Source organism: Mammaliicoccus sp. B-M6 (genome assembly GCF_022386965.1).
In the GTDB taxonomy this organism is placed as follows: Bacteria; Bacillota; Bacilli; order Staphylococcales; family Staphylococcaceae; genus Mammaliicoccus; species Mammaliicoccus sciuri_A.
The window spans coordinates 29,651-50,994 of the sequence record NZ_JAJNHJ010000016.1; the positions used below are offsets into that span (position 1 = coordinate 29,651).

Consider the following 21,344-nt stretch of genomic DNA (forward strand, 5'->3'; position numbering starts at 1 on the left):
ATATAATAAGGAGAACCATGCAGAAAGGGGATAATATCATGAATTTACAAACTGCATCACCAGAGGAAATTAGAGCAAGTATTAGACAAGGCGCATTAACACGACCAACTAGTGGGATGGCTAAAGGGTATGTCCAAGCAAATGTCGTCATCTTGCCTTCTAAATATGCTTATGATTTTTTGAAATTTTGCTTTAAAAATCCGAAGACATGTCCATTACTTGATGTATCCGAAGTAGGATCGCCGTCATTTAGTAAATATGGAAAAGAAGCGGATATTAGAACAGATGTTGGATTGTACAGACTTTATAAAGATGGCAAATTTGTTCAAGAATACGAGGATATTAAAGCGTTGTATACAGATGATATGGTCAGCTTCTTGATTGGATGCAGCTTTACATTTGAACATGCTTTGCTTGAAGCGGGCATTCCAGTACGTCATATAGAAGAAAATCATAACGTACCGATGTACATCACAAATATACCAGCTGAACCAAGTGGTACTTTTAAAGGAAACATTACAGTAAGCATGCGACCTATGACGATGTCAGAAGCAATTAAAGCTACTGAAATCACAACACATTTCAAAGAAGTACACGGTACACCAATACATATTGGAAATCCAAGTGAAATCGGTATCGGAAACATTGACCAACCTGATTTCGGTGAAGCTGTAACAATTAAAGACGGAGAAGTTCCTGTATTCTGGGGATGCGGTGTAACACCACAATCTGTCGCATTAGATGCCAAACCAGACATCATGATTACGCACGCACCAGGACATATGTTTATAACAGATGTTAAAGATAGCGAAATGAGCTAGAATTAGAAGGACTTTGAAAGCAGAAAGCTGAGGCAACGGTCATTGCCTCAGCTTCATTTTTGTTTCTGGATCGGTAAATTTTTTTATCGGTCCATATTTTCTATTTCTGGACCGGTATTTATTTTTATCGGCCTGAAAATCTCATTTTCGGGTCGCTATTTTTATTTATCGGCCTGAAAATCTCATTTCCGGGTCGCTATTTTATTTTTATCGGCCTGGAAATACCTATACTTCCATTCTCAACTTATAACTCTGTGCGCAATTCCCACAATTCTGGGAAGAAGTTCTGGTCAATAACCCGTTTTAAATAGTTTACACCTGAACTTCCACCTGTTCCTGTTTTGAATCCTATTATTCTTTGTACGGTCTTCATATGTCTAAATCGCCACTGACTGTATCTATCTTCTACATCTGTTAATTTCTCTAGAAGTTCATACAATTCAAAGTATGCGTCTGATTGTAAATATATTGCTTTAAAAGCTTCTTTGACTGAATCATTCCGCATATAATTTTGTGTAACTTCCCTATTTAACACTTCGGAGTCTATGTTAAATCCTGCTCTATGTACTGCTTTAATTGTTTCATCATAAATACTTGGTCGTTCTAGTTGTGTTTTCAACTGCTGATATATATTTGGGTCTTTTTCATAGATTTTTAAAGCGTGTGTTGTTTTATATCCTAAACTATATTCAATCATTCTATTTTGAAAAGATTGAAATCCTGAAGAATTCCCTAAGTCATCTCTAAATTTCAAGTAATCACTTGGTGTCATGGTTGATAATACTTCCCATACTTGAATGAGTTGTTTTTGTATATTACCTACACGAGCTAATTTTTTAAATGCTTGTTTATATTGATCAGATTTAATATCATCACTTGCAGAATTTAATTCATGAATAATTAAGTTCATCCACAGTTCTGATACTTGATGGACAATAATGAATAATTTCTCATCGTGCGCATCTGTTAATGTATGTTGTGCTGATAATACTTTATCTAAACCTAAATATTCACTATACGTCATGTCCTTCGAAAAATCTGTCTTCACACTTTCCCCTTTAAGTGATTCATCTTGAAATTCGCTCACAACTACTCCCCCTTTTTAGCAATGACCGCTCTTATTGGCGATCCGTCTGCACCTACTATATTTAAAGGTAATCCAATGAAGTTATAATAACCTTCTGATACATTTTCTAATAATAGATTTTCAATATTAATGATGTCGTATTGATTAAATGCATGATGATTGTCTAACGTTTTAGAGTCAATATCATCTACTGATGGCACATCAATACCAAATACTTTAATCTCTATTGAAGATAAATATTGAATGGCATCTTCTGTTAAGACAGGTACTGACTCTGGAAACACTTCAGAATGTGCTTCTGATTTAGTCTTAATCATTATAATCGTCCCTTTAATATCATATTTCTTGAGTATTTCCTGGGTGATTAAAGTTTCATCCATAATTTCTATCAATGTTGCATCGCCAATTAAACGATTGACGTCAATTTCATGAATCTTGATACCTTCTTCATCAAAGTGATATGGCGCATCCATATGTGTGCCTATATGTGTGCTTGTTGAAATACTACCAATATTTACAGAACCCGTTTCTTCTTTAGTCGCTGAAAGTTTAAAATGAAATGGCTCATCACCTGGCCAGTGTGCAATATTGTTCGTCAATTGTTGTGTAATATCAATCCACATAATCATGCTCCTTTATTAATGTAATCGCTACCATATTACCTTTTAATACAAGTTTTGTACATTAATTTGTAATAATGAAAAAAGTAAAAGCCGAGACATATACATATGTCCCAGACTGTTTCAAAATTATACAATTAAATTGACGATTAATATTAATATCAATCCTAATACAGAAAGTACAGATTCTAGAAGTGTCCATGTTAAGAATGTTTCTTTAATTGTTAAACCAAAGTATTCTTTGAACATCCAGAATCCAGCATCGTTCACATGTGAGCAGAATATACTACCTGCACCAATCGCAAGTACGACAAGTGAAATATTCACATCTGAAGCTTGTAATAATGGTAATACAATACCTACTGAAGAAATTGCTGCTACTGTTGTTGAACCAAGTGCTACTCTTAATAAAGCAGCAGCTAACCATGCAAGAAAAATTGGTGACATTTCTGTACCGTGGAATATTTCTGAAATTGTGTCACCAACACCACCATCAATGAGGATTTGTTTAAATGTACCGCCCCCACCGATAATTAAAAGTAACATTGCTATTGGTCCTATAGCTTCTTCAAATGATTTCATAATCGTTGTCATATTCTTAGATTGTTTAATACCCATTGAATATATCGCCAATAATACAGCTAATAGCATTGCTGTAACAGATGAACCAAGTAAGTACACGATGGATTCAAACCAGTTTGTTGGTTCTTGATCATGACCAGTTATAAGTTGAACTACCGTAGCAAATAACATTAAAATAACTGGGAATAATGCTGTTAATAAACTAATACCAAAGTTCGGTAATTTTTCATTACTAAAATCATTAATTTTACCTATACTTGTTGTGTTCCCTTTCTTTTCAAATGCTACAGGTGCAATAGCATATGCAAATTTAGGGAAGATCCCGCCGACTACGATTGCTAAAGGTACACCAATGATAAGACCATACATCAGTACTTCGCCAATATTGGCATTAACCGCTTCTGATATCGCTACTGGACCTGGGTGTGGTGGTAAGAATCCGTGCGTAACGGCAATTGAAGTCGCCATTGGAATACCAACTTGTAAATTAGATATTTTCATTCTTTTAGCCAACGTAAACACTAAAGGAATTAATAACACAAATGCAACTTCTAAAAATAAAGATATCCCGATAATAAATGATGCAATAATCATTGCCAAAGTTACATATTTTTTACCAAACGTATTGATCAGTGTATCTGCAATTCTTGTTGCACCACCACCGTCAGATAATAACTTACCTAAAATCGAACCTAATCCAAAAATAATCGCAATATGACCTAGTGTATCGCCCATACCTTTTTCAATGGTTTCCACAATTTTATCAAGTGGCATACCTAGAATAATACCTGTTAACATTGAAGTGATAATTAAAGCAACAAACGTATTTAATTTAAAGTACATAATCAGCGCTAATAAAATTAATACACCAATTACAACACTAATCAGTGGCCAGTATTCTCCCAACATTTAAATCCCTCTCTCTTTATATATTTAACGATTTAATTCATATACACTGCTTAAAGTTTCTTCATCTCCGACATTTCCTGGGAATATAACATAAGGTATATTTTGATATTTCGCTTCAGGACCTGTTAGCCATACTGGAACCCCTTGTGTAATTTGACCGATGACTTTTGCTTTTTCAATTTTTAATCCTTTTGTCGCAACATCGCTTGAAGTTATACCACCTTTAGCGATAATAAACTTCGGTTGTACATCTAAATTTGAAACGATTGATACTAAACTATTTGAAATTGCAGTAGAAATACTTAAATTATGTTGCAAGTTCTCAGTTCTAATAACATCTCTTGACGTATAAATGACAACATCTTCACCGTTATCAATGTATCTTTCAACGAGTTGTGTAATGTCATCAACATAAGCTTGTAAATTGGTTGACGCTATTTGCGTAACGTCAAATTCTATTTCACTAATAAATGAATGGTCTAATAAGTATTTCAGTTGATCTGATGACTTTTTAACATGTGAACCAACAACAATGATGCCACCATTATCATTTTCTTTATAAGAATTTAAATTGATAATTTCTCCAGGTGTTTCACAAATTGCTTTAACAAAAGATGCTGCTGTTCTAAAGATAAAGCGTTTATCATGTTGTGCTAAAAATTCAGTCAAACAAGCTACAAAGAAATTCATATCCTCATCATTTACAGCATCTACTACGACTTGATCAAAGTTATTTAAATTTGAAAATACATTAAAAATCGTTTCTTTATCTCTTTGTCGTAAGTTTTCTAATGTAATATGATAAACTTCGTCAGATTGAACTTCGCCATTACTTTTTTCGCTAATAAAGTCATTCATATGTTTAGACTTAAATCCAAATGTTGTATCTTGTGCAAATTCACTTTCAGATACTGGGATATATTGCTCGCCTTCTTTAAGGTAATGAATGCCTTCATATGTATATCTATTGCCTTCAAAGAAAGCTGGAATATAGAATACAGCATCAAAAGCTTGGTCACTAGATTCACTTAACACTTTAGGTTCTAAATAAAAATGACCTCTTAATGTTGAATCTCCTCTACTAATAATTAAATAAGGTATATCCAACTTATTAGCTACTTTTTGTATGTTAGCGCTTACCTCTTGGTGTAAAGAAATCGTCTCTTCTTCATTTAACGCTCTAGAATTCGTCAAAATGTAAAACATATTATGGGATTGAAGAAAACCATCTTCAATCCATTCCTCAGTCCACTTCGTATATACAGGTAAATCTTTAACTGTTTGAGTGCCTGTAGGATCATCATCTAGTACAATAATTTTATATTTTAAATCTGCTAAATGTTTGTTTATATCATCATGCTTAAATTCATTTATTAAATCTTTTGTTAACATCATTTCCACCTACATATTATTTATTTTTTCGAAGTATTGAATGATACCTGAATGGTCATTTAAACCATTACCTTGTGCAACTTCTGATTTATAAATTTCTTTAATTTGATTAACTACTGGTAACGTTAAACCTGCTGTATCTGCTGTTGATGATACATTTTTCAAGTCTTTTAAATTAATGTTTAAAGTGCCACCTGGTTTATAATCTTGTTCAATCATTTTAGGGAATTTGGCTTCCATAACTGCTGAACCTGCTAAACCATTTTTGATTGCTTCATGCATTTCTGTCAAATCTATATCAAATTTCTTAGCGAGTACAACCGCTTCGGACAATGCTGCAATATTTGTATTAACGATAATTTGATTCGCCAATTTAACAACACTGCCAGAACCAACATGACCAACTCTCACAACAGATCCAGAAACTGGACGAAGTACTTCTTTAATATCTTCTAATAAATCTTCATCACAACCTACCATTACGGCTAATTCTCCTGTAATCGCAAGTGGTTCTCCTCCACTAACTGGTGCATCTACATACTGAATATCTTTTTCTTCAAGTACTTTACTAATTTCTAAAGATTCATTAGGTGTTAAAGAACTCATATCAATAACCATTTTGACATTAATTTCACTTTGGTTTAATACGGCCGTTTCACCACTGTATAAAACTGATTTAACAATAGCACCATTAGGCAACATCGTAATCATCACTTCAGCATCTCTAGCCATTTCTTCAATAGATACAACTTTCGCACCTAATGCTTCAACCTCTTTTTCAGCTTCTTTATTTAAATCATTCACTAATACATCTTTATTAGCTTTGATTAAGTTTTTCACCATTGGCTTACCCATAATACCTAATCCAACAAATCCAATTTTCATTTTTATGCTCCTTTTCTGTAAACGTTTACAGGTATTGTATACTAAAATTTAATAAATGTATACATTTTATTTCAATTTTTTTTATAGTAAGATGAAGTTAACGAGGTGAAAACGATGGCAAATAAGGAATTATCTATATATCAAAAAATAAGAAATGACATTATAAATGGTGACTTAACACAAAATGAAAAAATAACAGAAAGCAAACTTGCACAAAGATATAATGTTAGTAGAACACCGATAAGAGAAGCTATAAAACAGCTAGAATTAGAATACTTCATAAGAGACGGTTATATTTATGTACCAACAGTAGAAGAATATCGAAATATCTTTGAGATGCGTATTTTAATAGAAACACACGCAATCAAAAAAGCGAGTATCGTATTCACACAAGACGATATCGAAGAATTAAAAAGTTATGCAACAATCGGAGACGACAAAACAGAAGAAGAAATTATACAAATCAACGATCAATTCCATCAAAAAATCATGAGCGCCACAAAAAATAGTTTTATAATAGATACGTATAGTAAATTAAAAAGTTATATATACCTATTCAGCAAAACAGTTATCAATAAAAAGCGCCCAGGTCTTATAGAAGAACATCAAAAAATAGCAGAAATGCTAGAAAAAAGACAAACCGAAGCAGCAATAGAACTCATGAAAGAACACTTATTAAACGACTTAGAATTCAGTCTATACTATTTGAAATCATAGGAAGATGTAGTGTGGGGAGAAGGGAAAAAATAATATTCAACTATATTAAAATGAATGGAGTGCATCATATGACATTAAAAGAATTTAACATCATTGAAAATCAACTCATTAATGAATATGCAGGTTACTTTGATAAGAAAGAACTTATAACACAATTTCCATCTAAAATTTCTAATATTAGTGAAGAAGAATTTTATTTTTACATGACTAAATATTTGAATAAATTTCACGATTCACATCTTAAATTAATTGAACTTAACGGACTTTATCCAAATATTAGAGTTCAATTACATAATGATCAATTATATGTGATAGACTCCAGGAATCCACAAATTCCAACGGGTTCTGTTATTCATAATTTAGGTTCTTACTCAATCAAATATATACTTGAAAATGATCATGATTTATTAAAATCCAGTAACCCAGAAAGAATGGAATGGTCAGACGTACTTAAAAAATATAAATATATCGTATCCGATTCTAAAGAAATATCTATTTTACAAAAGGATAAACCGGATTTCTTTGAACAATCATACATTATCGAAAATAAACATACCTATATTTATTTAAAATTTACCGACTTTATTGATCATTTAAAAATCTCTAACTTAATAGATAAGCATAAAAACTTACTTTTAAATGCGAAACAAATTATTATTGATGTGCGAGGTAATCGCGGTGGTTCAGATTTAGCTTATTTAAAGTTATTACCTTATTTAACAAGTGAAAGTATTACAATAACTGATGATACGCCATATTATCATAGATTTACAAAAGCATATTGCGATGAAAGAATACATATAATTTCTGAACTCATAAAACAGATGCCAGATTCAGATGATCTCGATGAATATAAATCAATTTTAAATCTATATAAAGATAACTATGATAAAGGACTTGTTAATATCAATGACAATCCAGAACCTGATACGATTGAAGGCATTCAAGAAAAATGTCCAGATGTAAAGGTACTAGCGGACTTTGAATGCGGAAGTTCAGGAGATAACTTTGTAAAATTTGCACATGAATTTAAAAATATTGAAATTATAGGTAGACCTACTAAAGGTATGAACGATTATAGTAATGTTATGTTTGTCGATATTAACGGTAAATATAAATTAAGCGTCCCACACTCTAAAGACGGAAATGTAGATTTAGGTAAAAGTATGGGAAAAACAGGTATACCAGTAGACCACTATATTCCATGGACACCAAAAGAACTAGAAAAAGATATCATCTTAGAAACAGCTATAAATAGATTTACTTCACTTTAAAGTTAAATGAAAAATGTTGCGCTAACGATCTTGTTTTGATTTCTTGAGCGTTAGAATTTCTAACGATCTTGTTTCCCACTCTTGAGCGTTAGAGCGACTTTTTTTCATTTTTTGCGCTAGTTCTCATGCGCTAACGATCTTGTTTCGGTTTCTTGAGCGTTAGAATTTCTAACGATCTTGTTTTCCACTCTTGAGCGTTAGCCAGTCCAAAATCCTATACAAAACCGTTACAAAACCTATATATAATATGAAAAGCGACGCCTTTTTCGGGCGTCGCTTTATTTTTATCATGATAACTTCTCTTTTACGTAATCATAATTTCCTTCATATTTTGTGAGTTGTTTATCTTGTAGTAAATACGTTATATCAAACAGTTTATTTAAGAAATATCTGTCATGTGATACGGCTATTACGGTACCTTCGTATTCTAACAGGGCTTCTTCTATTGTTTCTTTTGAATCTATATCTAAATGGTTTGTTGGTTCATCAAGTATGAGCACGTTAAAGTCTTGGTTAACGATTTGTGCCCATCTTAATCTCATTTTTTCTCCACCACTTAAACTTTCCACTTTGTTAAATACATCTTCTCCATAGAACATAAATTGTGCAAGTATGTGTCTTGCTTGCCCTTCTGTTACATGCACGACATCTCTAAATGTTTCTATGACTGTTTGATTTTCTATATTTTCAAACGTATGTTGAGATAAGTAACCTATTCTTAAGTTTGAAGCACAATGGACTTCTCCATCGTCTGGTTCTACTTGATGCATCATCATTTTTAATAATGTGCTTTTCCCTGTACCGTTGTTACCGATAATGGATACGTGTTCTTTTCTTCTAATAAGTAAATCGATATCTTCGAATAGTATATCTTCATACATTTTAGAAACTTTTTTGAATTCAATCACATCATTTGAGACACGCTGTCCTTCTGTTAAGTTTACATTCATTTTTTTATTTTCTAGTACTGGTTTATCTAATCTTTTAATTCTATTTAATGCTTTTTCCATACTTTTCGCACGTTTATACATTGCAGCATTTGGTGGCTTTGCTTGACTCGCCCACAATCTTAATTGTTTAATGGAGTCTTCCATTTTTTTAATTTTCTTCTGTTGTGTCTGATATGCTTCAAATTCACGTATAATGCGTGCTTCTTTTTCTTTCACAAAATAACTATAATTACCGTGATAAATGTGCAGATGTCCTTGATCGATTTCTAATATTTGATTGACTGTTTCATCTAAAAAGTATCGATCGTGCGATACAATCATAACTGCACCATTATATTGTTTAATAAAATCTGCTAACCAATCAATAGAAGAAATATCTAAATGATTGGTTGGTTCATCTAATAATAGTAGTTTAGGCTGTTGCAATAATATTTGAGCGAGTCCTACTTTAGTACGTTCTCCTCCAGAGAGGTTCCCCCACGTTTGATTTAATAATTGATCAATTTTCAAACCATGACTAACTCTTCTTATAAGTGCATCTCTTTCATATCCGCCTATTTCTTCAAATGTTTCTTGCAATGCGCCATATTGCTTTAATAAACGTTCTAAATCATCTGCATTATTTGCCATTTCATCTTCTAAAAATTTCATTTTTTGAGAGACGTGATTGATTTCTTTAAATACTTCTGATAAACACTCATAAATTTCTTTATCTGCTTCATACTGTGGTAACTGGTTTAAATATCCAATTGAAATGTTCTTTTGCCAGCTTATTTGCCCCTCTGTCGGCACTTCGATACCACCCATCAATTTCAATAATGTACTCTTACCTTCACCATTTCTTCCAACTAGTCCTACGCAATCTCCTTCATTTAAGTCATATTTAATATCCTCAAAGATGAGATCACCTGTATAAGACTTCGATAGTTTAGACATATTAATAATATTCATTTTGCTTCCTCCAAAATCGGTCTATAAGGAAGCTGGTGTTAGACATTCCTTATAGCTATATTTTTCTTCAAAAAAGACATACTCCGCCAATTTTGGAAGAACATCCGCAAATTTGTTGCGTACGATTACGAAAAATCTGCAACTATGAGCTAAAAGAAACATCTAAAACACCTCCGTTCGTTTAAGTTAGTTTCATTATATAGTTGTAAAAATAATAATTCAATGTCTTTATGCTATTTTAAATTCTCACCAATATTAACTGTTGTGACGTAATTATCATCTATTGTAAATATGATAAGATTGCCGCCTACTAGGAATCTATATTCATCTCCGTTACTAGTTTCTTCTATAGTATAATCATTTCCGTAAGCTTTAAGAATTTGTGCTTTTGAAATGTGATGCTTTTTCACTGGGAATTTAGCACTTGCAGCATATTCTTCTTCATATTTTCCTCCGAAATAGAATGTTTGATCGTATGAAGTTCTATGCGTATAAATATTTCCTTCATAAGATTGTGGTTGAACAATTCTATAATTATTCATTGTAACGTTCTTATACACTAAAGCATTGATGAAAGCTGAATCTAAAATAAAACTACCGTCATGACCGGTGTAACCTTTATAAGTGTAGTAAGGTGTTGTGGCTGCTTCAACTTCATGACCGTCTTGACCAGGAAAATCTACAATACCAAAAATTGTTCCGAAAGAAATTCCTGTTGCAATTGTTAATTTAGTTATTTTATTCATTATCATCACTCCCTTTTAGTATAATTGTACACCTTAATGTTACAACAATATTACAATGATATCAAAAATATTACACAAGAGAATTGTAGGTATAGCATTAGTAATATTACTGATAATTCAGTCTATTATCGTCATAATCATGCTGAAACATACCCGCACTAACTATAGAAGCATTATAAGAAACATCAAATTTATATTATGAACTTTTCATAAACAAAATATGATCGATTCAATTTACACATCTAAAATTTTACATTTTTATTCTACGAACTTATTTCTTAGTAATGAAATCGAATTTTAAATTTTATATATCTACTTTCAAAACCGTCATGAAAGGATTCTATTTCATTATATAAAATCCGACTATTTTATCATCCAATTGTATACAATTGGTAAACTTAGGTGTAATATTACAAAATATAACGAGCGTAATTCATTATTACATTATTTCTTCTACATTGTAATCTTTTGTTATTTGACTGTAATTTACAAAGCCTCTATATATGTTATTGTTGTCTTGTCCCATTTTTAGGGAAGAATTTTTAACTAACAAAGAAATTATCATCTTAAAAAAGATACTATAAATAAAAAAATTATTCGGAGGGTTTTAAAATTATGAAAAAAGCATTTTTAACTTCATCATTAGCAGTAGCAATCGGAGCAACAGGTGTTGCATCTACACAAGTAGCAGACGCAGCTGAACAGGACGTAAATAAAGAGCAATTAGCTCAGTTAGCTCAATCTAATGCACCAGAACTTAATGAACATGCGGTTCAAGAAGGCGCATATAACATTAACTTCACATTAGATGGTTTCGAGTATAACTTCCAATCAGATGGTCACAACTTTACTTGGGAATACCATGCAACTAATGCAGCTGACTCTGAAAGCACTCAAGCTCCTGTAGCTGAGCAACAACAACCAGTAGCTGAAGAAAACGTAGCTGAACAAACTCCAGCTCCAGCAGCAAACAACACAGCTAATGAACAAGCAACTCAACAAGTAGAAGCACCAAAACAAGAAACACAACAAACTCAACAAACTACTACACAAACAACTCAAACATCTACAAGTTCATCTTCAGCTTCTGAAGGTTCAAGTGTAAATGTTAATGATCACTTAAAACTTATTGCTCAACGTGAATCTGGCGGAGACTTAAAAGCTGTTAACCCAACTTCAGGTGCAGCAGGTAAATACCAATTCTTACAAAGCACTTGGGATTCAGTAGCACCAGCAGAATATAAAGGTGTATCTCCAACAGAAGCTCCAGAATCAGTACAAGATGCAGCAGCTGTTAAATTATACAACACTGCAGGCGCTTCACAATGGGTAACTGCATAATATATAAGCAGTATTAAAATTTTATTCAACACATTAATCCAACGCCCCCGGCAATAGCCAGGGGCGTTTTTTTTGTATATATTTTATTTATTAATCATATCATTTACGATTTCAGCAACTTCTGGAAACTCAGTATAACCGTCTGAATCACAGAAATGCCCTTCATGTTCAACAATAACCTCTTCAGATTGAAGCTTTTCTGCCAATCGTTCACTTAAATTTCGCGGAACTAAACGGTCATTAGATGCTATGACACTCACAATGTTTGGTACACGTTTAATAATCTTTTCAAAATCTACATGCGTTTGATCCATGTAAGCATCAATTTTATTTAAGTTAGGAATCTTTTCATAAAAGCCTGCTACAAGAACAAGTCCTTTAACATTCCATTCTCCTTCATATCTAGATAGATAATCTAATACCGTCACTACACCTAAACTATGTGCAACGATTACATTATTACCACTCGTTATATCTACTTCATCTAATAGAGTCTTATTCCAGTCTTCTAACACAGGATTTGATGAATTAGGAAAGTCCAATACTTTACTATCTATATCGTCAATTTGTTCTGTTAACCATTTAAACCAATGCTTTTTACTGTTTGCAGTATAGCCATGTGCTATATATAAATGTTTATCCATATTCATCACCTCTTCTGTTTATTGTACGAGTGCATTAATGATACCTATTATAATACCTCCAAACGGAAATACGAGCCACCAAAATCTTGATAAGAACTCCCAACCATTCATCGGACGATCATAATAGTTTTGATTATGATTAGGTTCATTTCGATAAGTCTCAATTATCGTGTTTTTTAAATTTTTATCCCCTTTGATTAACTCATCTAAAGATACATCAAAGATATCGCTCATTTGTACCAATATATCTATACCTGGATATACTTTACCGAGTTCCCATTTAGAAACACTTTGTCTTGTGACATGTAATTTGTTAGCGAGTTCTTCTTGAGACCATCCATTAATTTCTCTCTCTTCTTTAATTCTAGCTCCAATATTCATATCAACCAACTCCTTATGTTTACTATATAACGACTACTTCAAAATATCCCGATACTTTACTTTGCACCCTGAGCAAATTGAAGTTGCAAACGCATGAACATAACCTTTAACACCATTATATACTTTTTTTACAATACGTCATTTATTTTAAAAGGTTACTCTGCCTTCTGTCTTATTTTCAAAAAGTGCAATTAATCGTTCATTCCGTAATTATAATTGTACTTTGTTATACTATATATATCATACCGATAAAGGAGCGAACAACATGACAATCCCGATTATTATTGACACGGACCCTGGAATAGACGATATTATAGCGATTTCTGCAGCACTACATAGTAAAGAATTAGATGTAAAATTAATCACAACTATTGGTGGTAATGTAGGCATTGAACACACAACTCAAAATGCATTAGATATTGTAAGTTACTTTCATTCAAATACGCCAGTTGCTAAAGGTGTAGATAAACCACTGATTAATACACTTGAAACAGCAGAACATGTACATGGTCAAAATGGTATAGGAAATGCTCAAATCAATACCACTTTACATAATGATATTCTAGAAGAACATGCTGTTATCGCAATGAGAGATACTATCTTGAATTCTGAAGAACCTATTACACTCGTACCAATTGGGCCACTAACAAATATAGGGCTGTTATTCTCACTATTCCCTGAAACTAAAAAGAACATTAAACAAATCGTGTTAATGGGCGGCGCAGCAGTTGGAGGAAACGCTACGCCCGTTGCAGAATTTAATATTTTTGTAGACCCACATGCAGCAAAAATTGTTTTCGATCAAGATGTCCCAATCGTAATGTGTGGACTTGATGTAACAAGAGAAACTATGATCAATAAAGATGATTTAAATATCATTCAAACACAAGGAGATTTTGGAAACATCATTATAAATATGTTATCTTCATACAACGATGTAAATGCCGGCGAAGAACATGAACATATCATTCATGACTTATGTACAATCTTCTACTTATTATATCCAGAAATGTTTACAACACAGCGTGCCGATGTATCTGTCATAACAGAAGGACAAGCAGCAGGATGTACATACACAGAATTTAGTGATGAAGGTAAAGTAGAAGTATGTATGCATGCACAAAACGAACAATTCCGAGAAAAATTTGTAGACTTTATTAAAGCAATACATCAAAATCAATAAACAAACATTATTCATATAAAATAATGAGACTGGAATATTGCATTCCAGTCTCTTTCATATGGGAAATTTGAGGGAGATGAGCTCTATGTTGCTTGTTTAGGCAGTCTTGCAATATACAGAGCTCCTATTTATCTTGTTTGGCCAGTCTTGATAAATACAAGGTCCTGAACATTGCTTGTCTCACCTCACTTGCAATATTCAGCCTTCCAACATTGCTTGTCACACTCCACTTGCAATGTTCAGACCTCCAACATTGCTTGTCGCACCCCACTTGCAATATTCAGACCTCCAACATTGCTAGTCACACCTCACTCACATGTTCCCCGCATCTAAAATATACCTCATCCCCCATATTTCTAAAAGTATGAAAAAGCGTCTAGAACATTTCTGTCCCAGACGCTTTATGTTAAAGGCTTAATACTCACCTTTATCTTCTTTATGATAACCTCTTAAGAAGTATACAATTGTCATTACGGATAAGAATACAATACCGATAATAACAGAAACGCGTGTTTCTGAATTGAACAACATACCGATTAATACTAAGATAAAGAATCCTAATGTTAAATAGTTAGAGTATGGTGCAAATGGCATCTTGAATGGATGATCTTTAATTTCATCTGAATGATTTCTTCTAAATTGAATATGACTAAATAAAATCATAAACCAAGGAACCATACCTGGTAGTATTGATGCACTGTATACATACACAAAGATATTTTCAGAACCATCAATCACTAATGGTAATACAATATTTAAAATAACACCTACAAAAATACCAATTGAAATTGCTAATACTGCAAAGAATGGTACCCCTGTTTTCATAACTTTTGTGAAAATACGAGGCATTTGTCCTTTTTGAGCTAATGTATAAACCATACGGCTTGAACTAAATATACCTGAGTTACAACCTGACATTGCTGCTGTTATAACAACAAAGTTGATTAATCCTGCCGCAATTGTGATACCTACTTTTGCGAATGTTGCAACAAATGGACTACCTACGTTACCTAATTGATCCCATGGATAAACTGTTACAATAACGAAAATTGCACCTATGTAAAAGATTAAAATACGCCATATTACACCATTAACGGCTTTTTTAATATTTTTCTGTGGATCTTTCGTTTCACCAGCTGTAATCCCTATTAATTCTACCCCTTGATAAGAACCTACAACCATTGATAATGCAAAGAAGAAACCTACGATGCCTTTAGGGAAGAATCCACCATGTTCTGTTAAGTTTCCTAATCCTATAGCATTCCCGCCATTTCCAAGTCCAAAGAAGATTAGACCGAAACCAGCTATAATCATTAAAATAATTGTTACTACTTTAATCATTGCAAACCAGAATTCAAATTCACCGAAAGCTTTAACTGACGCTAAATTTGCTGCAGCTAAAGTTACAACTACTATTACCCCTGGTATCCATGTTGGTAAATCTGGCCACCAGTATTGCATATATTGACCAACAGCGATTACTTCACTCATACCTACTACTATCCACTGGAATATGTTACTCCAAGCTGTTACATAACCAGCTACTGGATGTAAATAATCACTCGCATAGTTGGCGAATGATCCTGTAGTCGGATACAAATAAACTAATTCTCCCATTGCTCTCATTACTAAATACAAGAAAAGGCCTGCTACTAAATAAGCGAATATTGCAGATGGTCCCGACCATTTGATAGTGCTTGAAGCACCCATAAACAAACCAACACCTATTGTTCCACCAAGTGCAATCATCTGTACTTGACGTGAACTCAGACCCCTTTTTAAATGATTGTCTTCCATTCTTTCATGTCACTCCTCATTACAAACTTTTCAGTTAAGATTTATCTATTTAATTTTATTCAAACTTCATGGGACAATTATACTATAAATAATCAGAAAATAAAGCACTACTAGAAAGCGTTTTCCTTTTTTTATAAAATTATATGTATTTTGTTCATAATATTGTAATTTATTTATAATTAATAAATAGAAATAAAGAAAACGAGACATTAATTTAATGTCTCGCTCCTAAAGTTTGTTCTATTGTAATGTTTCTACCCGCACGTGATCCTATAATCATAATGATAATTGACGTAACAAGCAGTATGCCAAATGACGTATTCCAACTATTTGTAGCATCGTGCAGTATACCGAATAGTAATGGACCAATCGCAGCAAATAAATACCCTACTGACTGTGACATACCTGATAATTTGGCTGCCGTTAAACCATTTTCTGTTCTTAATCCAAAGAATGTATTAACAAGTCCAAATGCTAAACCACTGGCAATACCAATCAATATAATACCTAAAAATGCCCAGTTAGGTTGTAACATTAACGTTAGTATACCTAATACGAAAAGTAATCCTGTCACAAAAGTAATCAGAACTTGGTTCTTCATTTTTTCAGCAAATATAGGTGTGACAAAAGTTAGTGGAATAATCGCTAATTGAAGAATAGATAAATAAATCCCCGCTTCATTAATCGGTGTACCATGACTTAATAAAAATTCAGGTAACCAATTTATCAATGAATAAAATATCATTGACTGGCCGCCCATTAATAGCGTAATTTGCCATGACAATGGTGATTTCCAAACATTTATATTTGTCGTAGTTTGAGAACTATTAACTGTTTCATGTTTGTTTAACTGGAATGACCATATAATAATACCTATAAACGTTACAATACCTATTAAACTGATTGCAATGTTGTAATTAAAATGTTTAACAAGTGGTGCTGTAACATATGATGAAGCACTTCCGAATATATTCATCACAACTGTGTAATAACCTGTCATGATACCTATACGTAACGGGAAGTTCATTTTAATGATACCTGGTGTTAACACATTTCCAAACGCAATCCCTACACCTATTAATACCGTACCGACATATAACCAAGAGACTCCAGTAATTGCCCTTAAAGCAATACCTATACAAATTAAAATGAGTGCACCAAAAACTGTACGTTCTAATCCAAATTTATGACTAATTTTAGCAGCGAATAGTGAAATCACTGCAAATGAAAGCAATGGAATAATTGTGATTAAACTGACAGATGTATTGGATAAATTTAAAGTTTCTTTAATTGAAGGCAATGCAATCCCTACTGAAGTAATAGGTGCTCTTAAACTTGCTCCAATTAGTAAGATACCAATAAATAATATTAAAGTTTGTTTTTTACTTCTATTTATATGATCCATCTTTTTATTATCTCCCTAAAGTGAATTTCTGTTATACTGTTCTTAACGTTCGTTATAAAGAACACATTATATTGTACAATGCGTTCGTTATAAAGTAAATAGGAGTGTTTATATTTATGAAAGATATCCATACAATTGTTGCGCATAATTTGTCACAGTACCGAACATCGCAACAATTAAGCCTAAGCACAGTATCTAAATTGACAGGCGTTAGCAAAACAATGCTCAATCAAATTGAGAATGGACAATCTAATCCTACCATTACAACTTTATGGAAAATAGCAAATGGCTTACATTTACCTATATCCGACTTAATTTCTAATAAAGAAGATAACATTAATTGCGTGTCTAAAGCAGACATTACACCTATATATAACGATAATCAATCCGTCACGATATACCCATATTTCCCATTTAATATTGATAAAAATTTTGAAATGTTTAATATGATTTTACAAAGTGGAGCTGAAATGAAATCAGAAGGACATCACAATGGATCTGAGGAATACATCATCGTTCATAGAGGCACACTTGAAGTCGATATCAATGGCGTTAAACACACAGTACGTCAAGATGATGCGATACGTTTCGAATCTGACGTCACACATACTTATCGTAATATAGGTGAAGATGATGTTCATTTAACAGCAACTATACAATATCAACACAATAAATAAAGGATTGGGATAAATTTTCATCCCAATCCTTTTTACTTATCATTTAATATGTCATCCATTGTTCTCTGAACACTACCTGCATACATTGAACCAAACTTCACTAAGTGCACCATCAATAAGTAAAGTTCATAAAATTTAATTCTTTCATTTGCACCTTTACTTAATGGTAATGCTTCATCATAAGCTTTATAAAAGGCTTCCGTGAAACCACCAAAGACTCTTGTTGCTCCTAAATCAAATTCACGATCTCCATATAATGGTGAAGGGTCGAATAATGCTGGTTCCCCGTTTGATAAGAACATATAATTACCTGCCCACAAGTCTCCATGTAGTAATGACGGTTTACTTTTATGTTCTGTTAAGGCTTCAATAATGACTGTACGTACTTGTTCAAATTGTTGAAGTTCGTCCTTAGACCAAAGTCCTCTTCTTACAATTTCGTCTCTCAGTTGATCTAAACGTTGCTCGACAAATATATTAATCCATGTATCTTTCCAACCATTTTCGAACGTAATATCGCTACCATGATAAGGTAAATGAAATCCAAATTTACCATCTTGTTGATAATGACTATGCAATTTCGCTACCAGTTTGCCGAGTTCACTTTGAATACCTCGACGACCTTCTTCAAGATAACTCAGTATTAAATACGCATCTCCATTAATTTGACCGTAACCTTTAACAACAGGCGCTGTAACACCCGCTTCTTCAAATGCTTCTAAACCAGCAATTTCGGCAGCGTAAAAATCTTCGCTTCTATTATGTTGAACAAGTAGAAAATCCGTTCCACTCTGTCTTTCAATTCTATATGCTTCATTCACATCTCCACCACTTACTGGTATGAGCTCTTTAATATCATCTATAGGTAATTGTGATTGCCAATCTTTATTCATGACGATCCCTCCTATGTGTTATTGTATTAAAAATTATTCAAAGTTCAAAACAACAGCTATTTATTATTGTGTAACCTACTCAAAGATTAATGATTCAAACTTATAAATCATCTGCAAAATCAACGCGCCATCTTTCGTAAGATGATAATAGATGTTTGGGGGCATAATCTCTTCAGTTCTAACATTGATCAGATTATTTTGCTTCAACAATTCTAGAGTTGCTTTAATAGTTTGATCATCCACTTTCTTAAACGTTGAAAGTAATGCTTTTTCTTCTCTTTCACAAACACTCATATAATTTAATAATTGAATACCGTAATTTTGAATAAGGTGATTCATATTTTGTTCAATCTTCACTTCATTAATTGAAGTCACTAAAATAACCCCATTTCATATTAAGTATATTGAAACATCCATATGTTAGCTTTTTAAATTATTTTTATACGATTTCACAATTTCCTGTTTCGCACCTTTATCTGCTTCGAAATACCAAATACCATCACTCTCTACTTGATTCACACCATCGATAGATATCTTCTCAAAATGCTCTGTTGCACTTTTATAGTCAGTGATTAGTTTTCTTGTGTCATTTAAGTTAAAGCTTGTTGTAATGTTATCTTGAGCGACATTCATCAACTCATTGAAATTATTAACATTCAAATTATTTTTAAGCTTTTTACTTGTTGCTTCTATTACAATACGTTGTCTTTCTTGTCTTCCTTCATCATCTCCAGCGCCTTCTTCTTTACGGCTACGTACAAAGTCTAATGCTTCTTGTCCATTCAATTTCATTTTCTCTCCAGCTTTAAATTTTGTACCGTTAAAAGTAAATGATTTATTACTTTTAACATTTACACCGTCTAAGGCATCAATTGTCTTTTTAAAGCCATCCATATCTACTGTTATATACCCATCTATCGGTATATTGAATTCATTTTTTAATGTTTGTACGGCTGTTTTTGATCCACCGTATGCATATGCATGTGCAACTTTATCATGACTACTATATCCAGGAATATTTACTGCCATATCACGTGGAACACTAACGAGTTTAGTTGTTTTAGTTTTAGGATTAATTGAAGCTAACATGATTGAATCCGTTCGTTCACCTATATTTTCTGATTCTCTTTCTTTGTTAGAATCTACACCAAAAATCGCGATAGAAATCGGCTTATTGTTTTTAATTTTTTCTTTCACATGTTTTGTATCTTGTTTATTGATGGGTTGATAAACTTTGTTATTTATATTAATCGCCTTTACTGTTACGAATATCCCAGCAATTAAGACGATAGCTGCAATAATAATTGTTACTTTACCTTTTCTTGTTAGCTTCATAGTCACACTCCTATTTTTTATTTATAATTACTATGATAGCATTTTTAAGTAAATTACTAAATGATATTTAGGTAGTCCTAAAGTCCTATTGTTTAAAATTATTTTTATATTTACAATAGAAAAAAGTCTAAATATTCACGTTCAAAGGAGCTTTACGCACAATGAAGAAAGATTCCAAGCTCATTATTTGTTATACTATTTTATTAATTTTAATCGTGTCATTGATTCTTACAAATTATATCAATCCTATTGATCAATATGTCTATCAATTTATACAAACTGAAACATTAGCATTTAGATTACATAATTATTTATCGATTTTTTCATTTATATTTTCACCTTTACATAGCGGTATTTTAATATGCATATTATTAATTGGATTATACTTTTATAATAGAAGAAATTTGCTACAGTATTTAATATTCTCTTTCTCATCACTATTTATCGGAACAGCGTTAAAATATATTATTCAACGACCAAGACCATCCGATTTAATTGATGGTTACAGCTTTCCAAGCATGCATACACTAACATTATTTGTAGCGATTTTTCTCATACTTGCGTTATACAAACATGTAACAGTTAAATGGATTACTGCTATATTAATTTTGTCTATGATGTGTTCAAGAATTTATTTAAGTGCACACTTCTTTTCTGATACTGTCGCAAGTTTAATCATTGTTCATTTAGTTTACTTAAGCGTTGCTAAATTTATGCATCAGTACTCGCGCTCGTAAATTTCACCTCCTTTATT

The 21,344-nt window shown here is 32.5% G+C and carries 21 protein-coding genes; 7 read left to right on the forward strand and 14 right to left on the reverse strand.

Annotated features, from left to right (window positions below; genetic code table 11):
• Positions 1 to 38 precede the first annotated feature (38 nt).
• On the forward strand, positions 39 to 821 hold the full coding sequence (locus tag LQ693_RS07685; RefSeq protein ID WP_025906918.1) for a putative hydro-lyase: 783 nt from the start codon (positions 39 to 41) through the stop codon (positions 819 to 821).
• A gap of 244 nt (positions 822 to 1,065) precedes the next feature.
• Here LQ693_RS07685 and kynA read toward each other — a convergent pair whose 3' ends face one another.
• From kynA to LQ693_RS07710, 5 genes are all read right to left on the reverse strand, one after another.
• Positions 1,066 to 1,908 carry a tryptophan 2,3-dioxygenase gene (kynA, locus tag LQ693_RS07690; protein ID WP_025906919.1) on the reverse strand — a complete coding sequence of 281 codons (843 nt, stop codon included), beginning with the start codon at positions 1,906 to 1,908 and terminating at the stop codon, positions 1,066 to 1,068.
• Between the two features lie 2 nt (positions 1,909 to 1,910).
• Positions 1,911 to 2,531, reverse strand: a complete 621-nt coding sequence (locus tag LQ693_RS07695) for a cyclase family protein (protein ID WP_107633906.1) — start codon at positions 2,529 to 2,531, stop codon at positions 1,911 to 1,913.
• 126 nt (positions 2,532 to 2,657) lie between these two features.
• Entirely contained in the window at positions 2,658 to 4,019 is a 1,362-nt protein-coding gene (locus LQ693_RS07700) for a gluconate:H+ symporter (RefSeq protein WP_107590938.1), read from the reverse strand.
• A gap of 24 nt (positions 4,020 to 4,043) precedes the next feature.
• The gene (locus LQ693_RS07705; RefSeq protein ID WP_239709464.1) at positions 4,044 to 5,411 is read right to left on the reverse strand and encodes a four-carbon acid sugar kinase family protein; all 1,368 of its coding nucleotides are present in this window, start codon (positions 5,409 to 5,411) and stop codon (positions 4,044 to 4,046) included.
• 9 nt (positions 5,412 to 5,420) lie between these two features.
• Positions 5,421 to 6,296: an NAD(P)-binding domain-containing protein gene (locus tag LQ693_RS07710; RefSeq protein WP_107590936.1), complete on the reverse strand. Its 876-nt coding sequence runs from the start codon at positions 6,294 to 6,296 to the stop codon at positions 5,421 to 5,423.
• Positions 6,297 to 6,410: 114 nt separating this feature from the next.
• Between LQ693_RS07710 and LQ693_RS07715 the strand changes: the two genes are divergently transcribed.
• Both LQ693_RS07715 and LQ693_RS07720 read left to right on the forward strand, forming a co-directional pair.
• Positions 6,411 to 7,013, forward strand: coding sequence for a GntR family transcriptional regulator (locus LQ693_RS07715; protein WP_025906924.1), 603 nt, complete (start codon positions 6,411 to 6,413; stop codon positions 7,011 to 7,013).
• Between the two features lie 68 nt (positions 7,014 to 7,081).
• Complete coding sequence (locus LQ693_RS07720; RefSeq protein WP_158011174.1) at positions 7,082 to 8,287, forward strand: S41 family peptidase; 1,206 nt, start codon at positions 7,082 to 7,084, stop codon at positions 8,285 to 8,287.
• Positions 8,288 to 8,574: 287 nt separating this feature from the next.
• Here the strand turns inward: LQ693_RS07720 and abc-f are convergent, their stop codons facing one another.
• Together abc-f and isaB are read right to left on the reverse strand one after the other, a co-directional pair.
• Entirely contained in the window at positions 8,575 to 10,188 is a 1,614-nt protein-coding gene (abc-f, locus tag LQ693_RS07725) for a ribosomal protection-like ABC-F family protein (RefSeq protein ID WP_239703138.1), read from the reverse strand.
• Between the two features lie 233 nt (positions 10,189 to 10,421).
• Entirely contained in the window at positions 10,422 to 10,934 is a 513-nt protein-coding gene (gene isaB, locus LQ693_RS07730) for an immunodominant staphylococcal antigen IsaB family protein (RefSeq protein WP_107590934.1), read from the reverse strand.
• A gap of 615 nt (positions 10,935 to 11,549) precedes the next feature.
• Between isaB and LQ693_RS07735 the strand changes: the two genes are divergently transcribed.
• Positions 11,550 to 12,275 (forward strand): transglycosylase family protein, encoded by a 726-nt coding sequence (locus LQ693_RS07735; RefSeq protein WP_107633904.1) that lies wholly within the window; start codon positions 11,550 to 11,552, stop codon positions 12,273 to 12,275.
• An 83-nt stretch (positions 12,276 to 12,358) separates the two neighbouring features.
• Here the strand turns inward: LQ693_RS07735 and LQ693_RS07740 are convergent, their stop codons facing one another.
• Both LQ693_RS07740 and LQ693_RS07745 read right to left on the reverse strand, forming a co-directional pair.
• Entirely contained in the window at positions 12,359 to 12,919 is a 561-nt protein-coding gene (locus LQ693_RS07740; RefSeq protein WP_158258801.1) for an RBBP9/YdeN family alpha/beta hydrolase, read from the reverse strand.
• An 18-nt stretch (positions 12,920 to 12,937) separates the two neighbouring features.
• The gene (locus LQ693_RS07745; protein ID WP_107633902.1) at positions 12,938 to 13,300 is read right to left on the reverse strand and encodes a helix-turn-helix domain-containing protein; all 363 of its coding nucleotides are present in this window, start codon (positions 13,298 to 13,300) and stop codon (positions 12,938 to 12,940) included.
• Positions 13,301 to 13,565: 265 nt separating this feature from the next.
• On the opposite strand from LQ693_RS07745, the gene LQ693_RS07750 reads away from it, so the two are divergent.
• A complete protein-coding gene (locus tag LQ693_RS07750; RefSeq protein WP_239703139.1) occupies positions 13,566 to 14,483 on the forward strand; it encodes a nucleoside hydrolase in 918 nt (305 codons plus the stop codon).
• Between the two features lie 414 nt (positions 14,484 to 14,897).
• On the opposite strand, the gene LQ693_RS07755 is transcribed toward LQ693_RS07750, so the two are convergent.
• Both LQ693_RS07755 and LQ693_RS07760 read right to left on the reverse strand, forming a co-directional pair.
• On the reverse strand, positions 14,898 to 16,280 hold the full coding sequence (locus tag LQ693_RS07755) for an amino acid permease (RefSeq protein WP_103360958.1): 1,383 nt from the start codon (positions 16,278 to 16,280) through the stop codon (positions 14,898 to 14,900).
• Between the two features lie 214 nt (positions 16,281 to 16,494).
• Positions 16,495 to 17,685 carry a CynX/NimT family MFS transporter gene (locus tag LQ693_RS07760; RefSeq protein ID WP_107590988.1) on the reverse strand — a complete coding sequence of 397 codons (1,191 nt, stop codon included), beginning with the start codon at positions 17,683 to 17,685 and terminating at the stop codon, positions 16,495 to 16,497.
• 116 nt (positions 17,686 to 17,801) lie between these two features.
• Here LQ693_RS07760 and LQ693_RS07765 point away from each other — a divergent pair, with 116 nt between their 5' ends.
• Positions 17,802 to 18,362, forward strand: coding sequence for a helix-turn-helix domain-containing protein (locus tag LQ693_RS07765; protein ID WP_025906934.1), 561 nt, complete (start codon positions 17,802 to 17,804; stop codon positions 18,360 to 18,362).
• Between the two features lie 32 nt (positions 18,363 to 18,394).
• On the opposite strand, the gene LQ693_RS07770 is transcribed toward LQ693_RS07765, so the two are convergent.
• From LQ693_RS07770 to LQ693_RS07780, 3 genes are all read right to left on the reverse strand, one after another.
• Positions 18,395 to 19,255, reverse strand: a complete 861-nt coding sequence (locus LQ693_RS07770) for a fructosamine kinase family protein (protein WP_107590987.1) — start codon at positions 19,253 to 19,255, stop codon at positions 18,395 to 18,397.
• A 75-nt stretch (positions 19,256 to 19,330) separates the two neighbouring features.
• Entirely contained in the window at positions 19,331 to 19,630 is a 300-nt protein-coding gene (locus tag LQ693_RS07775; RefSeq protein WP_107590986.1) for a hypothetical protein, read from the reverse strand.
• A 45-nt stretch (positions 19,631 to 19,675) separates the two neighbouring features.
• Complete coding sequence (locus tag LQ693_RS07780; RefSeq protein WP_119475278.1) at positions 19,676 to 20,590, reverse strand: LCP family protein; 915 nt, start codon at positions 20,588 to 20,590, stop codon at positions 19,676 to 19,678.
• Between the two features lie 161 nt (positions 20,591 to 20,751).
• Between LQ693_RS07780 and LQ693_RS07785 the strand changes: the two genes are divergently transcribed.
• Positions 20,752 to 21,327 (forward strand): phosphatase PAP2 family protein, encoded by a 576-nt coding sequence (locus LQ693_RS07785; protein ID WP_239703140.1) that lies wholly within the window; start codon positions 20,752 to 20,754, stop codon positions 21,325 to 21,327.
• The last annotated feature ends 17 nt before the right edge of the window (positions 21,328 to 21,344 follow it).

Coding starts and splice junctions, on each gene's coding strand:
- LQ693_RS07715 (WP_025906924.1), top strand. CDS start 6,411: ATGGCAAATAAGGAATTATCTATATATCAAAAAATAAGAAATGACATT.
- LQ693_RS07765 (WP_025906934.1), top strand. CDS start 17,802: ATGAAAGATATCCATACAATTGTTGCGCATAATTTGTCACAGTACCGA.
- LQ693_RS07750 (WP_239703139.1), top strand. CDS start 13,566: ATGACAATCCCGATTATTATTGACACGGACCCTGGAATAGACGATATT.
- isaB (WP_107590934.1), bottom strand. CDS start 10,934: ATGAATAAAATAACTAAATTAACAATTGCAACAGGAATTTCTTTCGGA.
- LQ693_RS07770 (WP_107590987.1), bottom strand. CDS start 19,255: ATGAATAAAGATTGGCAATCACAATTACCTATAGATGATATTAAAGAG.
- LQ693_RS07700 (WP_107590938.1), bottom strand. CDS start 4,019: ATGTTGGGAGAATACTGGCCACTGATTAGTGTTGTAATTGGTGTATTA.
- LQ693_RS07740 (WP_158258801.1), bottom strand. CDS start 12,919: ATGGATAAACATTTATATATAGCACATGGCTATACTGCAAACAGTAAA.
- LQ693_RS07755 (WP_103360958.1), bottom strand. CDS start 16,280: ATGGAAGACAATCATTTAAAAAGGGGTCTGAGTTCACGTCAAGTACAG.
- LQ693_RS07705 (WP_239709464.1), bottom strand. CDS start 5,411: ATGTTAACAAAAGATTTAATAAATGAATTTAAGCATGATGATATAAAC.
- LQ693_RS07720 (WP_158011174.1), top strand. CDS start 7,082: ATGACATTAAAAGAATTTAACATCATTGAAAATCAACTCATTAATGAA.
- LQ693_RS07695 (WP_107633906.1), bottom strand. CDS start 2,531: ATGTGGATTGATATTACACAACAATTGACGAACAATATTGCACACTGG.
- LQ693_RS07780 (WP_119475278.1), bottom strand. CDS start 20,590: ATGAAGCTAACAAGAAAAGGTAAAGTAACAATTATTATTGCAGCTATC.
- LQ693_RS07745 (WP_107633902.1), bottom strand. CDS start 13,300: ATGAATATTGGAGCTAGAATTAAAGAAGAGAGAGAAATTAATGGATGG.
- LQ693_RS07760 (WP_107590988.1), bottom strand. CDS start 17,685: ATGGATCATATAAATAGAAGTAAAAAACAAACTTTAATATTATTTATT.
- abc-f (WP_239703138.1), bottom strand. CDS start 10,188: ATGAATATTATTAATATGTCTAAACTATCGAAGTCTTATACAGGTGAT.
- LQ693_RS07785 (WP_239703140.1), top strand. CDS start 20,752: ATGAAGAAAGATTCCAAGCTCATTATTTGTTATACTATTTTATTAATT.
- LQ693_RS07685 (WP_025906918.1), top strand. CDS start 39: ATGAATTTACAAACTGCATCACCAGAGGAAATTAGAGCAAGTATTAGA.
- LQ693_RS07735 (WP_107633904.1), top strand. CDS start 11,550: ATGAAAAAAGCATTTTTAACTTCATCATTAGCAGTAGCAATCGGAGCA.
- LQ693_RS07710 (WP_107590936.1), bottom strand. CDS start 6,296: ATGAAAATTGGATTTGTTGGATTAGGTATTATGGGTAAGCCAATGGTG.